Source organism: Leifsonia poae, from assembly GCF_027921845.1.
In the GTDB taxonomy this organism is placed as follows: domain Bacteria; phylum Actinomycetota; class Actinomycetes; order Actinomycetales; family Microbacteriaceae; genus Leifsonia; species Leifsonia poae.
Window position 1 is genome coordinate 721115 of record NZ_BSEN01000015.1, and the last position, 14926, is coordinate 736040.

Below are 14926 nucleotides of genomic sequence, written 5' to 3' on the forward strand. Positions count from 1 at the left end.
CGCCTCCGTGCTCGAATACCTGCGCCGAGACAGTTTCATCGAACGGGATGCCCGTTCCCGCGCCTACGCCATCCTGGACGAGGGAAGCGCACAGGAACTCCTCGGCCCCTTCGACCGCGTCGAATCGCCGTGGCTCGCACCGCAAGGGGTGGTGCCGGAAGCCGACGACGGAGTCGTCATCGTTCGAGGAACCGTGGCGGGGCGAGCGACGGTGATCGTCGGCATCGAACAAGCCTTCCAGGGAGGTGGAATCGGCGAAGTCTCAGGCGCCAAGATCGCCGCCGCCCTCGGCCTTGCGGCCCGTGACAGCCGAACGGGCACGCCCACGGCCGCGGTGCTGCTGCTCGAGACGGGCGGCGTTCGCCTGCAGGAGGCCAACCTCGGGCTCGCGGCCGTCGCCGAAGCGTGCGCCGCTGTGCTCGAGCTGCGAGAACAGCAGGCCGTCGTCGCCGTTGTGGCCGGCGGTCTGGGAAGCTTCGGCGGAATGAGCATCGTTGCCGGACTCTGCTCCACGGTCATCATGACCCGGGAAGCGCGACTCGGGCTGAACGGCCCCGAAGTGATCGAGTCGGAAGCGGGCATCCAGGAATTCGACTCGACCGATCGCGCCCTGGTCTGGTCCATCGACGGCGGTGCGCAACGACACGCGTTGGGTCAAGCCGACCAACTCGTGAAGGACGACACCGACCAGATCCGGAAGGCAGTTGCGCGAGCGATCTTGGATGGTCCCCGCGCTGCTCATTCCTCCCGCGACTTGAGTGCCCTACGCGCTCACCTATCGGCGATCGATCCGCTCTCGCCTCCCGCGCCGAGCGAGTTAGCGGGCGTCTTCGCCAATTCCTCGAGCGCACAGCCACGGTGGTCGGGCGGCAATGATGCTGAGCCGTCGGCGGGGCGGGGGCGCGCTTGGGCGAACGCGTTGGGGAACACTCCGCCGGTACAGCTGGAGTCGACACTGATCGAGTCCGCCATGAATGTCGACGGTGTACCTGGTGTGCTTCTAACCGTGGTTCCTGACCCGGACAGCCCATTCCGTCGAGCTCGCAACGGCGAGGTGGGCTTGCTCGAGGGACTCTCCCTGGCTGAACGAGTGAGCCGGATCACCGCGGAAGACGCGCAGCTGCCCGCCGCACGGAAACGACCGATCATCGCCATCGTCGACCTCCCCAGCCAGGCGTACGGTCGCCTCGAAGAGATGGTCGGCATCCACCTGCATCTCGCCGCGGCAGTCGACGCCTACGCGACCGCTCGCACGGCCGGTCATCCGATCGTCGCGTTGGTCGTCGGAACCGCGCTGTCGGGCGGGTTCCTCGCCCACGGCTTGCAAGCGAACCAGATCCTGGCTCTGGACGACCCCGCCGTCGAGATCCATGCGATGCACAAACCCGCCGCCGCACGGATCACCCGGAGGACCGTCGCCGAACTCGACGCTCTCGCCGCCACTGTGCCACCCCTGTCGTACGACATTCGCGACTGGGCGACACTCGGTCTGTGCAATGGCCTGCTCGCGGTCAGCGACGCCGGCGACCCGACGACTGAAGATGTCGCGGCGGTGCGCCAGCAGCTCGAGGCCGCCGTGGATCGCGCCCGGAACGGAACGACATCACTGGAGGGGCGGTGGTCGGCGGAGACCTCCGGCGGCAACCGCGCCGCCACCAGACGGGTATGGCAGGCCATGGTGGATCAATGGGACTGACGGCGATTCATACGAGAACCCATGACCTGGTTCTCTTCGCGGCGGAGCCCTACGGCGCCGAGCTGCCCGTCTGGGTCGACCAGGTGGATCTGCACGCCTGGGGCGTCGTCCGCAGACAGGATGCGAGAACCGACTCCACCTCTCTCGGCCTCCGCGGTCGCCAGCGCGACGAGCGGAAGGCGATCGCGGTGGATACGCGCGACATCGTTCGACACCTGACCCCGGAGTCGCTGGTTTCGCGGACACTCGACGATACGGTGCACCCCGGGATGGCGCAGACCGTGGCCGCTGTCGCCGAACACTCTGCGGAGTGGTTCGAAGGACGCCAGTGGGGGCCGACGGGATCGGTCGGATTCCAGCTCGCCACGGGTCTCGCCGTCGTCCGTGATTCGAGTGATCTGGACATCATCCTCCGGGCGCCAGCCTTCCTCTCACCCTCGACCGCCGCCGCCATCCAAGAGCACCTCGAGGCGTTGCCCTGCCGCGTCGACTGCCTCCTCGAATCAGATGCCGGCGCCGTGGCGTTGGCAGAATGGGCCGCCTCGACGGCAGGCACCGAGGTGCTCCTCCGAACGGCTGATGGGCCGCTCCTCGTCACGAACCCGTGGGAGACTGCCGGGATGCAGCGAGCAGCGGCACACGTGTGATCACCTTCCTCTATCCGGGCCAAGGGTCACAGCATCCGGGCATGCTCGACGCACTTCCCCGGACCGCGTCAGTGGAAGCGACTATGACTGCCGTCAGCGACGCGCTCGGTCATGATGTCCGAGACCTCGATGACGCCGATGCACTGTCGAGCACCGTCGCGGCGCAGCTGGCGCTGTTCACAGTCGGAGTCGCAGCGACCCGGATCCTCGCAGAGGACGACATCCTTCCGGATGCCGTCGCCGGGCACTCCATCGGCGCTTTCGCCGCAGCGGTGACCGCTGGCGTGATCACCCTGGAGGAGGGCGTGCAGGCGGTACAGCTTCGCGCTCAGGTGATGCAGGACCTGTACCCGAGCGGATACGGCCTGCTCGCGCTGCTCGGGGCGCGGCTCGTCGACGTCGAACGACTCGTGGCGGAGGTCGGGGGAGCCGACGATCTGTTCGTCGCGATGGAGAATGCCGAGGAGCAGATCGTGCTCGCCGGTAGCGACGCCGCGTTCGAACGCGTCCGCGCATCCGCGGCGAAATACCAAATTCGCGAAATTCGCCGACTCGAGGTGGCGGTACCGTCGCATTGCGCCCTCATGGAGCCCGTCGCCCAAGCTGTCGCCGGTGTCTTCCATTCCCTGCCCGCCCGCCGACCGGTGATTCGCTATGTCTCCGCGATGACTGCACGCTCAGCGATGACGAGCGCGGCCGTGGTTGCCGATCTCACTGGTGGCGTCGCCCATAGAGTCCGCTGGAGAGACGCCACGGATCTCCTCGCGGAGCTCGGAACTTCCGTCGTCGTGCAGCTTTCCCCGGGCCGCACCACGGCCGTGCTCTTCGCGACCGCCCACTCGGTGATTCCCGTGGTCGCGTTGGATGACGCGCCGTACGCGGACTCGCGCCTGCGTATCCGGAAACTGACCCGAGCCCCTAGGTGTGCTGCCCAGGGGACAGATGAGGATTGACGTCGCCCTACCGATGAACTGTCCCGTCCTGGGAACCGCATATCGAAGCAGCTTCGAGCTCGAGAGTTCCGATGGCTAGCGTTTCAGATGGAGACGACTCGCACTGTAGCGGGTCTGTGGAGCGGTGAAGCGGCGAACGGCCTCCCAGCGAATACCAATGCTTTAACGAGACAAAAAGTCTCGAAAAGTGGCATGATCGAAGCACGCCGCATTCGTCGGCTTCATCTGAAAGGAAACACTCCATGACTCAGCGTCTGGCGGGCAAAGTTGCCCTCGTTACGGGTAGCGGCAACGGCATTGGGAGAGAGATCGCATTGCGATTGGCTTCTGAAGGGGCCGCAGTCGTCGTAAACGATCTGGGAGCCGACGTCGGAGGCGAAGGGAAGAGCTCTGCGGCCGCGGATGGAACTGTCGCTGAGATCCTCGCAGCCGGCGGGAGAGCCGTCGCCAACTACGACTCGATCGCCGAGGCTCAGGGCTGTGTGAACGCGGTCCAGACCGCGGTCGACGCGTTCGGCTCCTGCGACATCGTCATCGCCAACGCCGGCGCCCTCATCGCCGGCACCATGGCCGGCATCCAGACCGACGATGCCTCGTGGCACAAGCTGCTGAACCTCTACCTCGGCCAGAAGTTCTGGCTCTCACGAGCCGCCGTCCCCGGCATGCTGGAGCGCGGCTGGGGTCGAGTCATCTTCGCCACGTCCGAGATCGCGCGCGGCACTCAGACAAACCCGCCCGGAGCTGCCGTCATGGCCGGAGGCATCGGCCTCGCCCACGACCTCGCGAACACCTACCGCGACACCGGCGTCACCTTCAACTGCTACGCACCCGGAGCCGCTACACGTACCTTCGATCTCTACAAGGACCAGATGGACGACGCCCTTCGCGCCCAGGGGGTTCCCGAGGACGACTTCGGATCGTTTTATCTGCCTCCTGCCGACCGGATCGCCCCCATGGTCACGTGGCTGTGCACCGATGCCGCGGACGGCGTGACCGGTGAGGTGTTCGCGTTGAAGGGCACCGAGGTCACTCGCTGGACGCACCAGGGCGACGGGCCTTCCATCGTGAAGGAAGGCGACGAGCGCGGACTCTGGACATTGGACGAGCTCGACGCGCTCGTCCCCGCGCGACTCCTCTGACGAGATCCAGTTTGCGTCCGGGGCGACCGCCCATGATGATTGCCACCATGGCTACAGGTCGTCCCGGACGCACACGCAGCGAGAAGTCGTGGCAGGCAATTCTCGAGGCCACCCGGGACGAACTCGCAGCCCAGGGCTACGACCGCCTCTCGATCGACCGCATAGCGACTGCGGCCGGCGTCGGCAAGCAGACCGTCTACCGCTGGTACCCCTCGAAGAGCTCTCTGGTCGCCGAGTGCATCCTGCGCGGCTACGTCGTCACTCCCGGAATCGACATCCTCGAGACCGGCAGTGTCAGAGACGACATCGCTGCGTGGCTCGAGGCTTTCGCGGCAGGAAGTCGCTCACCCGGTGGCGCCGCGCTCATTCGCGCGGGGACTGCTGCTGCCGCCGAGGACGAGGAGGTCGCAGCGCGCTATGCCGAGGTCACCAAGAAGACCGAGGATGCCCTCGTTGAACGGCTGGAAACAGGCATCGCCGCGGGGCAGCTGCCAGCCGAGACGCCTGCTGCCACGCTCGCTGAGGCTCTGGTCGGCGCGCTTCTGTTCAAGGTGGTGGCCCGACAGGAGATCAGTCCGCAGTTCATCTCCGATCTGCTGAACCTGGTCTTCACCAAGGAATCGTTGCATCCGGAAGAGAGTGTGTGAGAGCCATGCGTGACCTGGGCTTTCATGCGCGCCCTGGGCTGTATCCGTTTTATGACGATTGCAGATTGTGCGGAGCTGTATATAGGTGAACTGACATAATGTGCATTATCAGCGCATCGAAATAACCGATTCCAGAGGCTCGTCACGCGTCGGCCCAGTATCGTGACCTCGACCCGAACATTCGCGTCACGAGTACTGAAACCGACCACCGACTCACCCCAGGAGCGACATGACCGCCGCCGTGTTGCCCGAGATGCTCTGGGAATCCGCCGATCCTCAAGCCGAGCTGGCCCGCAGGTTCCGCTTCGTCTCACGCGAAGCCGCCGTCCGCTGGGCCAGAGATCTGTTGGCCGACGACTACGGTCTTCGCGTTGCGAGCATCGACCGAATAGTGATGAGCTCTCATAATCTGATGATCTGGGTGACGTCCCACAGTGCCGGCCGACTGGTGATCAAGGCATGCCACCTCGCTGGGGCGCACGGTTGGCTCACCGCCCGCGGCGCGCTTGTGGTCTGGCTGGCCGACCGCGGCCTGCCGGTCGCCGCACCATTGCCGACCCTCCGCGGCGACCACCAGGTGCTACGGGACGGCCGATCGATCGCCGTCCAGCCGGTGCTGCCCGGTGACCGACTGGACGCCACAGACGCCGAGCACGTCCGCGCCGCCGGAACAGCCTTGGCCGCTCTCCACAGCGAACTGGCTTTGTGGCCGGACGCGCACCTGCTCGAAAATGTGCAGCCGGTGGCCGGAGGCAACAAGCTCTGGGTGTATCCGGAGGGGCACTCCGAAACGATTCCCCCAGACCTCCGCGACCGGCGCGACCGGCTCGCCCTGGGGGTCGTCGACCTGCCCGAGCTTCCTCGTCAGCCGATTCACGCGGACTTCCGGGGTGCGAACGTGTTGTACGCCGACGGGAGGATCTCCGGCATCATCGACTTCGAGGAATCGAGGAACGACGCCGCGGTGGTCGACCTCGCGAATGCTGTTTGCCTGCTCGGCACGTGGTACCACGATTGGCAGCCGATCTCACGTCAGGCGCAGAGCCTCTTCCTCGCGAGCTACGCCGAGCGCCGCCCGCTCACCGACGCCGAGCAGACGTGGCTCTCCCCTCTGATCGGCTGGGTCATGCTCCGGCAGGGATGGTGGGACGATGCGCGGCATTGGCTCCCCTAGGACTGCCGGAACACGCGCCCTCAGCGCCGCCGCCGCAGGAAGATGCCGACGCCCACGACGATGATCACCAGCAGGACGGCGCCGACGATCCACGGACTCGAGTTGAAGCCATCGGGCTTCACAGCGACCAGATGCAGCACGTCGTCAGCTTACTGAGCACTGCTCGGATGGCCGAGCTCCCAAACGCCTCACGCGCCGACGTACGCCGCCAGATGCTCGCCGGTCAGCGTGGAGCGACCGGCGACGAGGTCTGCCGGCGTTCCCTCGAAGACGATCCGTCCACCGTCGTGGCCCGCGCGCGGTCCGATGTCGATGATCCAGTCGGCGTGCGCCATCACGGCCTGGTGGTGTTCCACGACGATCACCGACTTGCCGGAGTCGACCAGGCGGTCCAGCAACCCGAGCAGGTTCTCGACGTCGGCGAGGTGCAATCCGGTGGTCGGCTCGTCGAGGATGTAGACCCCGCCCTTCTCCCCCAGGTGCGTCGCCAGCTTCAGCCGCTGACGCTCGCCGCCCGACAGCGTCGTCAGGGGCTGCCCGATGGTCAGGTAGCCGAGCCCGACGTCCTTCAATCGGCTCAGGATGGCGTGCGCCGCTGGGGTCTTCGCGCCGCCCGAACCGAAGAAGGCCTCCGCTTCGGCGACCGACATCGCGAGCACCTCGCTGATGTCCCTCTCCCCCAGTTTGTAATCCAGCACGGACGCCTGGAAGCGCTTTCCCTCGCAGACCTCGCAGACGGTCGATACGCCCGCCATGATTCCGAGGTCGGTGTAGATGACGCCGGCGCCGTTGCAGTTCGGGCAGGCGCCCTCCGAGTTGGCGCTGAACAGGGCCGGCTTCACACCGTTGGCCTTGGCGAACGCCTTGCGGATCGGCTCGAGCATCCCGGTGTAGGTGGCCGGGTTGCTGCGGCGTGAGCCCCGGATCGCTGCCTGATCGATCGAGACCACGCCGTCGCCCTCCGGGATCGAGCCGTGCACGAGGGAGCTCTTTCCCGAGCCGGCCACGCCCGTCACGACCACGAGCACGCCGAGCGGGATGTCCACATCCACGTTCTGCAGGTTGTTGGAGCTCGCGCCGCGCACCTCGAGGGCGCCATCCGGCGTTCGCACCTGCTCTTTGAGGCGGGCACGATCGTCGAGGTGGCGGCCGGTGAGGGTGTCGCTCGCGCGCAGCCCTTCGACGCTCCCCTCGTAGCAGACCGTTCCGCCGGCGGATCCGGCGCCCGGGCCGAGATCGACCACGTGGTCGGCGATGACGATCGCCTCCGGCTTGTGCTCGACGACGAGCACCGTGTTCCCCTTGTCGCGCAGCTGCAGGAGCAGCGTGTTCATCCGTTCGATGTCGTGCGGATGCAGCCCGATCGTCGGCTCGTCGAAGACATAGGTGACATCCGTCAGCGACGACCCGAGGTGCCGGATCATCTTGGTGCGCTGCGCCTCTCCCCCGGACAGCGTCCCTGCCGGCCGGTCGAGCGAGAGGTACCCGAGCCCGATCTCCACGAAGGAGTCGAGCGTCTGCTGCAGCGCGTTCAGCAGCGGCGCCACGGAGGGCTCGTCGAGTCCACGGATCCACTCGGCCAGGTCGCTGATCTGCATCGCACAGGCGTCGGCGATGTTGACGCCGGCGATCCGCGACGAGCGCGCACCCTCGTTCAGGCGCGTCCCGTTGCAGTCCGGGCAGGTGGTGAAGGTGACCGCGCGATCCACGAAGGCCCGGATGTGCGGCTGCATCGCCTCGCGATCCTTCGACAGGAACGACTTCTGCACCTTGGGGATCAGTCCCTCGTACGTCAGGTTGATGCTGCCCACCTTGACCTTCACCGGTTCCTTGCGCAGGAAGTCGTCCAGTTCCTGCTCGGTGTAGTCGCGAATCGGCTTGTCCGCATCGAGGAAGCCGGATTCGGTGAAGATGCGCACACCCCAGCCGTCCGCGGTGTAGCCCGGAATGGTCAGGGCGCCCTCGCTCAGCGACTTGCTGGCATCGTAGAGCTGGGTCAGGTCGATGTCGTTCACGGTGCCCATGCCCTCGCAACGCGGGCACATACCGCCGGTCAGCGTGAAGTCGCGACGCTCCTTGGTGACGGTCCCCGCGCGCTCGTAGGTGACGGCTCCCGCGCCGGACATCGAAGCGACATTGAACGAGAACGCCTGCGGCGAACCGACGTGCGGCTGTCCGAGCCGGCTGAACAGGATGCGCAGCATCGCGTTGACATCGGTGGCGGTGCCGACGGTGGAACGCGCGTTGGCTCCCATCCGCTCCTGGTCCACCGTGATCGCCGTCGTGAGCCCCTCGAGCACGTCGACGTCGGGTCGGGCCAGCGTGGGCATGAAGCCCTGCACGAACGCGCTGTAGGTCTCGTTGATCATCCGCTGCGATTCGGCGGAGATGGTGCCGAACACCAGCGAACTCTTCCCAGAGCCGGAGACGCCCGTGAACACCGTCAGGCGGCGTTTGGGGATCTCGACGCTGATGTCTTTGAGGTTGTTCACGCGCGCGCCCTGCACGCGGATCACGTCGTGGCTGTCGGCACCGTGCGGCGCATGTCCCTGCGCGTCGGTCGTCGTGGCCGTGCTCATCGGTCTCCCTCTGTCGGTGCGGTGTCCGTCGGGATCACTCTACGGACGACCGGGCGGTACCCGCTTCTCCATACGTGCTCGGGCCGCTACGGGTGACGCGTCCTACCGTGTACGCGTCGTTCGAGGCACACATACAACTCTCAGGAAACGCCGGGAATCACCCGCTCCCCTGCCCCGAGCGGCGCTACTGTCTCCCCACGGTCGCATCTCGCGCGACCCGTAAGGAAGGGGATCATCATGACGACCACAGACCCGGTCGACTCCGTACTGCACGACTTCTCGCTCGACGCCAAGAACCTCACCCGCTCCGCGATCAACGGCGTGCGCGTGGCTCTCGGAATCAGCGGCGTCGCCGCGCTCGTCCTCGGCATCGTGCTGCTCTTCTGGCCCGTCAAGACCCTCGCGGTCGCGGCGGTCTTCCTCGGCATCTACTTCATCATCTCCGGTGTGATGCGTGTCGCCCTCGGCATCTTCAGCAAGGGCATCAGCGGCGGCCTCAGAACGCTCAACATCATCCTGGGCGTGCTGCTGGTGATCGCCGGCATCATCGCGCTGAAGAACGTCTCGGCCGCCGCGGTGACGCTCGTCATCGTCGCGATCGCCTTCGTCGGCGTCGGCTGGATCATCGAGGGTGTCATGTCGATCGCCGAGTCGAGCCGTGCTTCGTCGTCGGGCTGGGCCATCACCTACGGCATCATCAGCATCCTCGCGGGCATCGTCGTGCTCTTCCTCCCCGCGTCGTCCGCCGTGTTCCTGCTCTGGTTCGCCGCGATCGCGCTCGTCGTGCTCGGCATCATCGGGATCGTGCGCGCCTTCACCTTCGGCCGCGAGACGCTCAAGGCGACGGCGGCCACCCCCGCGACGGCCTGACGCTCCGGCGAACGACGAAGGCCCCCGCTCTGCAGCGGGGGCCTTCGTCATGCCACAGGCGAGTGCGGCTCAGAGCGCGTTGCGCGAACTCGGCAGATACCGTGCCCACCAGTCCAGGATGGCGTCGAACCGTTCGCGACGATGACGCGGGCGTCCGCCGCGGCTGAGCTCATGGTCCTCGCCGGGGAAGACCAGCAGTTCCGCCTCGGCGCCGTTCCGCTTCAGCGCGGCGTAGTAGCGCTCGGCCTGGCTGAGCGGGCAGCGCAGATCATTGGCCGAGTGCATGACGAGCGTCGGCGTCGTCACCTGCTCGACGACGGCCTGCGGACTCTGCGACGCGATGAGCTCCGGATCCGTTCCCGTGTACTCGTCGCCGAAGAAGCTGCCGATGTCGCTGGTTCCGACGAACGCCACCGGGTCGAGGAACCCGCGCTCGACGATCGCGGCCGCGAACCGATGGTCGTGCGCGATCGTCCATGCGGTGAGATAGCCGCCGTACGAGCCGCCCATGATCCCCACGCGCGACGCGTCGAAACCGGCGTTCGCCTCGAGCGCACCGTCGAGGAAGTCGAGCACGTCCGTCAGGTCGACCGTCCCCATCGCCTGACGGATCACCCGGCCGTGCTCCTGACCGTAGCCAGCCGACCCGCGCGGGTTGCACATGACGACGGCGTAGCCGGCGTCCGCGTACACCTGCGCCTCATCGAACAGCGCTCCCGTGTACGACGCGTACGGGCCGCCGTGGATGTTCAGCAGCACCGGATGCGGGCCTTCGCCCTCGGGCACGACCACCCAGCCGTGGACCGGGTAGCCGTCGCGTGCGGCGACGGTCAGTTCGCGGCCGGCGATCACACCGCTCCCCCGCAGTGCGCGCGAGAAGTCAGTGAGGCGGCGCAGGCCGGTCGGCTCGACGACGGCGACATCACCGGCGCTCGTGGCGTCGGAGATCGAGACCACCACGAGCTCTCCTGCGGCCGCGGCTCCGTTGACGATGCTCTGCTCGTCGGTGAGGCGACGCGCTGCGCCCTGGGAGGTGACAGCGGTCAGCACGACCCCGCCACGAACCGCGTCGAGCACGAGCACCGAATCGTCTTCGAAGGCCACGATGTCCGAGCCGGTCAGGTCGACCGTCTCCGGATCGGTCAGGCGGCGCGGCGCGGAATCCACCGAGTCGAAGGCGAACAGGGCGGTGTTGCGGGCGACGAAGTCGCGTCCGGTCGGGCCGACGTCCTGAGCACTGAAGTACAGGACCCCGTTGAGTCCGTAACCGACGGCTCCGGCCGAGAAGTCGCCGAACGCGCCCGTGACGTCGCGCGGCTCCTCGTCCGACCCGATCGTGAGCAGGAACACGTTCTCACGCAGGTCGTCGTCACGGCTGTCGTGACGAGCCGAGAGGAACGCCAGGGTGGTGCCGTCGGGCGAGAAGGCGACGCCGTGGTCGTCCCAGTCCCCGTCGGTCAACTGCCGCGGCTCGACGACGAGCGGGCGTGCCGGCGACGTGCCCTCCGCCGTGGGCGCCGGCTGCACGAGCGGTTCGCCCCAGACATCCGGGACCGGGATCGAGAACACGTGCGAGCGACGGTCGGTGATGTAGCCGACCCCGTTGGCGCGGTAGTTCAGAGTGCTGATGCGTCGGGGCGACTCGGCGTCGGGCTCCAGGCCGTCGACGGTCCCGTAGCGGCCCTGCTCCGGGGTGCGGCTCACGAACGCCAGGGAACGCCCGTCGGGCGCCCAGGCGAACTCGGACACCCCGAGCGTGCGATCGGTCGCCTGCACCGGCTCGCCGCCCGCCGCATCCACCACGTAGAGCTGCGGAGCGGATTTCGGCACCGCACGCAGGAAGGCGATGAGCCGCCCGTCGGGTGAGAACTGCGGTGCGACATCGCGGAAGCCGCGCGTGAGCCGCTTGGGCGCCGCGTGGCCGGTGAGCGGGACGGTCCACAGCTGGCCGACGGTCGCGTCAGCCTCGAGCGACGGATGCGTCACGGACACGACGGCGCGGCCGCCGCCCGGGTGCACGGTCGGCGCGGAGACGCTGGTGAGGAGCCCGAGATCGACGGCCTTCATTCGGCGACCGGCACGAAGCTCGAGACGTCCCCGACCAGTCGGGTGTGGTCGGCCGGGATCGGGTCGACCACCGCCTGGGCGATCTCGGCCGCGAACTCGCTGACGTTGTACAGCTTGCCCGCTGCCTCCTTACGTGCGTCGATGGCGCCCGGGTTGAGGCGGTTGAGCAGGGTGGCCGTGATGGTGCCCTCGATCATGTCGCCGGAAACGACGACGAACTCGATGCCCTTCTCGGTGAGTGACGGGATGAGCGCACGCAGCGCGTCCTCGCCGGCCCGCTTGCTCAGCGCGACCGCCTCGTATTCGGGCATGGTCTCGGTCGTCGTGATGAAGTGCGCCTGGTGACTGGTGACGAACACAACACGGGAGCCGGGGCCGAGCAGCGCCAGCGCGGCGTTCAGCACATTCACCTGCGCGTCGCGGTTGAGCTGCATGGCGTAGTCCTCGGCCATACCCGACTCCATGCCGCCGGAGGCGTTCAGCACGAGCACGTCGAGACCGCCCCACTCCTCCTTCACCGTGTCGAACATGCCGGCGACCGACTCGGGGTCGGTCAGGTCGGCGCCGACCGTGATGGCCGTTCCACCTGCCTCGCGGATGGCGTCGGCGAGCTTGAGCGCGCGCGCCTCCTTGTTTCGGAAGTTGATGACGACGCCGGCGCCGGCCGAGGCCAGATACTGCGCAGTGTCAGCCCCGATTCCGCGCGAGGAGCCCGTGATCAGGGCGCGCTTTCCGTCGAGGCTGCCGGGGGCGAGAGGGTTGGACACGAAGACTCCTAGCAAGATCGGTTTCTCGTCCCTGAGACTACCAAGTGCGTTACCCGTAGCCGCCCTGTGCACCTGCTACCGTCGAATCATCCAGTGAAGGGAGCCGACATGGACATCACGTCTTTTGCCTGGATCGTGTGGCTCGTCCTCATCCTGGTCTTCATCATCATCGAAATGCTGACGCTCGACTTCGTCTTCCTGATGATCGCCGTCGGCAGCGTCGGCGGGTTGATCTCCGGGCTGTTCGGCGCCGAATGGTGGGTACAGCTGCTGATCGCCGCCGCCCTCTCGGTGCTGCTGATCTTCCTCATCCGGCCACCGCTGCTGCGCGCCCTCAAACGCGGCGGCGATCCGGCCAAGAGCAATGTGGAGGCGCTCATCGGCATGCCCGGCGTCGTCGTCTCCACGGTCTCCCGAACCTCCGGGCAGGTGAAGCTCGCCGTCGGCGAGACCTGGACCTCCCGGCTCGCGTCCGTCACTCCCCCGGCCCCGGCCGAGCTGGTGCCGGGCGAGCATGTCGTCGTCGTCGCGATCGAGGGGGCCACCGCAGTCGTCACTCCGGCGCCCATCGCGACCGGCGCCGGCGACGTCACAGAAAGGAGTGCGTCGTGAGCGACGCCAGCCAATTGGTCGTGCAGATCGTGGTGTTCGTCATCGTTGCGATCATCGCGATCTTCGTGCTCGTCACCCTGTTCAGGGCCATCCGGATCGTTCCGCAGGCCACGGCGGGCGTGGTGGAGCGCCTGGGCAGGTATCACAAAACCCTCAACCCGGGGTTGAACATCGTGGTCCCGTTCATCGACCGTGTACGGCCGCTCATCGACATGCGCGAGCAGGTCGTCTCCTTCCCGCCGCAACCGGTGATCACCGAGGACAACCTCGTGGTCTCGATCGACACGGTCGTCTACTTCCAGGTGACGGATGCGCGTGCGGCGACCTACGAGATCGCCAACTACCTCGGCGCGGTCGAGCAGCTCACCACCACCACCCTTCGTAACGTCGTCGGTGGCCTCAACCTCGAAGAGGCGCTGACCAGCCGAGACGAGATCAACGGACAGCTGCGCATCGTCCTCGACGAAGCCACCGGCAAGTGGGGTATCCGAGTATCGCGCGTCGAGCTGAAGGCGATCGACCCGCCCCTCTCCATCCAGGACTCGATGGAGAAGCAGATGCGCGCCGAACGTGACCGTCGTGCCGTCATCCTCACCGCCGAGGGAACCAAGCAGTCCGAGATCCTGAACGCCGAGGGCATGCGGCAGGCCGCCATCCTCAAGGCGGAGGGTGACGCGAAGGCGGCCGTGCTCCGCGCCGAGGGTGAAGCAAAGGCCATCACCACGGTGTTCGGCGCCATCCACGAAGGAAACCCCGACAACCTCCTGCTCGCCTACCAGTATCTTCAGACGCTCCCGAAGCTGGCGGAGGGTCCTGCGAACAAGCTGTGGATCATCCCCAGCGAGCTCACGCAGGCGCTCCAGGGGCTCGGGCAGGCGTTCAGCCAGAAGAGCGCGCCGACGCCGGATGCGCCGGAGGCCTCGACAACCGGGCCAGGGGCTTCGGCTCGTCCGCCCGCGCCCGCCGCGGCACCAGCGGCTCAGCCGGCCGCTGGTCCGGCCGGTAGCGAGTCATCCAGCCCGGCGTGACTTTCCTCTCGGGTCCGCTCCCGCGGATCATCGCTCACCGGGGCCTCGCTCTCGAGGCCCCGGAGAACACCCTCCTGGCGTTCCTCCGTGCCCTGAGCGCCGGAGCGACGCACCTCGAGACCGACGTGCACGCCAGTGCCGACGGCGTAGCCGTGATCAGTCACGACCCCGATCTCTCGCGACTCGTCGGCAGGGACGTGCGCATCGATCAACTCACGATGCCCGAACTCCGCCGCATCGACCTGGGACACGGTCAGACCTTCTGCTCGCTCGGCGAGGCCCTCGAAGCCTTCCCCGAGGCCCGGTTCAACATCGACATCAAAGACGCCCGCTCGGCCGCGCCGGCCGCTGCGGCGATCCTCACAGCCCGCGCGACCGATCGGGTGCTCGTCACCAGTTTCGACGAGAAGCGGCGGCGGGCGGCGGCGGATGCGCTCCCCGGCGTCGCCAGTTCCGCGTCCGCCACCCGGGTGCTGCCCGCCATCCTCGGTGCGAAGCTCGGACTCCCGGGCATCGTACGTCGCTCCGTCGACGGCGTCGTCGCGCTCCAGATCCCCGAACGTCAGGGCCCGCTCCGCCTGGTGACCCGGCGAACGGTCCGTGCACTGCACGCGGCAGGGGTCGAGGTGCACGTCTGGACGGTCAACGATCCCCTCACCATGGCCCGCCTGCTCGATCTCGGCGTCGACGGCCTGGTGACCGACCGCTGCGACATCCTGAAATCGCTGGTCGGATCGCGAATTTAGC

General features: G+C 67.3%; 13 protein-coding genes. 10 read left to right on the plus strand and 3 right to left on the minus strand.

Annotation, left to right across the window (positions count from 1 at the left end; genetic code table 11):
• Nucleotides 1-7 precede the first annotated feature (7 nt).
• The 6 genes from mdcD to PKE84_RS18245 all read left to right on the plus strand — a co-directional run bounded on the left by mdcD (nt 8) and on the right by PKE84_RS18245 (nt 6256).
• Nucleotides 8-1696 carry a biotin-independent malonate decarboxylase subunit beta gene (gene mdcD, locus PKE84_RS18220; protein ID WP_271178660.1) on the plus strand — a complete coding sequence of 563 codons (1689 nt, stop codon included), beginning with the start codon at nt 8-10 and terminating at the stop codon, nt 1694-1696.
• Nucleotides 1687-2343 (plus strand): malonate decarboxylase holo-ACP synthase, encoded by a 657-nt coding sequence (locus PKE84_RS18225; protein ID WP_271178661.1) that lies wholly within the window; start codon nt 1687-1689, stop codon nt 2341-2343. The genes mdcD and PKE84_RS18225 overlap by 10 nt, the downstream gene beginning before the upstream one ends.
• On the plus strand, nt 2340-3296 hold the full coding sequence (locus PKE84_RS18230; RefSeq protein ID WP_271178662.1) for an ACP S-malonyltransferase: 957 nt from the start codon (nt 2340-2342) through the stop codon (nt 3294-3296). Before PKE84_RS18225 ends, PKE84_RS18230 begins: the two co-directional genes overlap by 4 nt.
• A gap of 242 nt (nt 3297-3538) precedes the next feature.
• Nucleotides 3539-4435 carry an SDR family NAD(P)-dependent oxidoreductase gene (locus tag PKE84_RS18235; RefSeq protein ID WP_271178663.1) on the plus strand — a complete coding sequence of 299 codons (897 nt, stop codon included), beginning with the start codon at nt 3539-3541 and terminating at the stop codon, nt 4433-4435.
• Nucleotides 4436-4482: 47 nt separating this feature from the next.
• The gene (locus tag PKE84_RS18240) at nt 4483-5082 is read left to right on the plus strand and encodes a TetR/AcrR family transcriptional regulator (RefSeq protein WP_271178664.1); all 600 of its coding nucleotides are present in this window, start codon (nt 4483-4485) and stop codon (nt 5080-5082) included.
• 229 nt (nt 5083-5311) lie between these two features.
• Complete coding sequence (locus tag PKE84_RS18245; RefSeq protein ID WP_271178665.1) at nt 5312-6256, plus strand: phosphotransferase; 945 nt, start codon at nt 5312-5314, stop codon at nt 6254-6256.
• Between the two features lie 188 nt (nt 6257-6444).
• Here PKE84_RS18245 and PKE84_RS18250 read toward each other — a convergent pair whose 3' ends face one another.
• Nucleotides 6445-8835 carry an ATP-binding cassette domain-containing protein gene (locus tag PKE84_RS18250; RefSeq protein WP_271178666.1) on the minus strand — a complete coding sequence of 797 codons (2391 nt, stop codon included), beginning with the start codon at nt 8833-8835 and terminating at the stop codon, nt 6445-6447.
• 237 nt (nt 8836-9072) lie between these two features.
• Here PKE84_RS18250 and PKE84_RS18255 point away from each other — a divergent pair, with 237 nt between their 5' ends.
• Nucleotides 9073-9705: an HdeD family acid-resistance protein gene (locus PKE84_RS18255; protein WP_271178667.1), complete on the plus strand. Its 633-nt coding sequence runs from the start codon at nt 9073-9075 to the stop codon at nt 9703-9705.
• Nucleotides 9706-9774: 69 nt separating this feature from the next.
• On the opposite strand, the gene PKE84_RS18260 is transcribed toward PKE84_RS18255, so the two are convergent.
• On the minus strand, nt 9775-11772 hold the full coding sequence (locus PKE84_RS18260) for a S9 family peptidase (protein ID WP_271178668.1): 1998 nt from the start codon (nt 11770-11772) through the stop codon (nt 9775-9777).
• Nucleotides 11769-12539 carry an SDR family oxidoreductase gene (locus PKE84_RS18265; RefSeq protein ID WP_271178669.1) on the minus strand — a complete coding sequence of 257 codons (771 nt, stop codon included), beginning with the start codon at nt 12537-12539 and terminating at the stop codon, nt 11769-11771. Before PKE84_RS18265 ends, PKE84_RS18260 begins: the two co-directional genes overlap by 4 nt.
• Before the next feature lie 108 nt (nt 12540-12647).
• Here PKE84_RS18265 and PKE84_RS18270 point away from each other — a divergent pair, with 108 nt between their 5' ends.
• The 3 genes from PKE84_RS18270 to PKE84_RS18280 are packed head-to-tail and all read left to right on the plus strand — an operon-like array spanning nt 12648 to nt 14925.
• Nucleotides 12648-13151: an NfeD family protein gene (locus PKE84_RS18270; RefSeq protein WP_271178670.1), complete on the plus strand. Its 504-nt coding sequence runs from the start codon at nt 12648-12650 to the stop codon at nt 13149-13151.
• A complete protein-coding gene (locus PKE84_RS18275) occupies nt 13148-14179 on the plus strand; it encodes an SPFH domain-containing protein (RefSeq protein ID WP_271178671.1) in 1032 nt (343 codons plus the stop codon). Before PKE84_RS18270 ends, PKE84_RS18275 begins: the two co-directional genes overlap by 4 nt.
• The gene (locus tag PKE84_RS18280) at nt 14176-14925 is read left to right on the plus strand and encodes a glycerophosphodiester phosphodiesterase family protein (RefSeq protein WP_271178672.1); all 750 of its coding nucleotides are present in this window, start codon (nt 14176-14178) and stop codon (nt 14923-14925) included. Before PKE84_RS18275 ends, PKE84_RS18280 begins: the two co-directional genes overlap by 4 nt.
• The last annotated feature ends 1 nt before the right edge of the window (nt 14926 follow it).

What these genes read in the sequence shown, in the direction of transcription:
- PKE84_RS18270 (WP_271178670.1), top strand. Translation starts at nt 12,648, where the DNA reads ATGGACATCACGTCTTTTGCCTGGATCGTGTGGCTCGTCCTCATCCTG.
- PKE84_RS18250 (WP_271178666.1), bottom strand. Translation starts at nt 8,835, where the DNA reads ATGAGCACGGCCACGACGACCGACGCGCAGGGACATGCGCCGCACGGT.
- PKE84_RS18240 (WP_271178664.1), top strand. Translation starts at nt 4,483, where the DNA reads ATGGCTACAGGTCGTCCCGGACGCACACGCAGCGAGAAGTCGTGGCAG.
- PKE84_RS18235 (WP_271178663.1), top strand. Translation starts at nt 3,539, where the DNA reads ATGACTCAGCGTCTGGCGGGCAAAGTTGCCCTCGTTACGGGTAGCGGC.
- PKE84_RS18225 (WP_271178661.1), top strand. Translation starts at nt 1,687, where the DNA reads ATGGGACTGACGGCGATTCATACGAGAACCCATGACCTGGTTCTCTTC.
- PKE84_RS18255 (WP_271178667.1), top strand. Translation starts at nt 9,073, where the DNA reads ATGACGACCACAGACCCGGTCGACTCCGTACTGCACGACTTCTCGCTC.
- PKE84_RS18245 (WP_271178665.1), top strand. Translation starts at nt 5,312, where the DNA reads ATGACCGCCGCCGTGTTGCCCGAGATGCTCTGGGAATCCGCCGATCCT.
- PKE84_RS18260 (WP_271178668.1), bottom strand. Translation starts at nt 11,772, where the DNA reads ATGAAGGCCGTCGATCTCGGGCTCCTCACCAGCGTCTCCGCGCCGACC.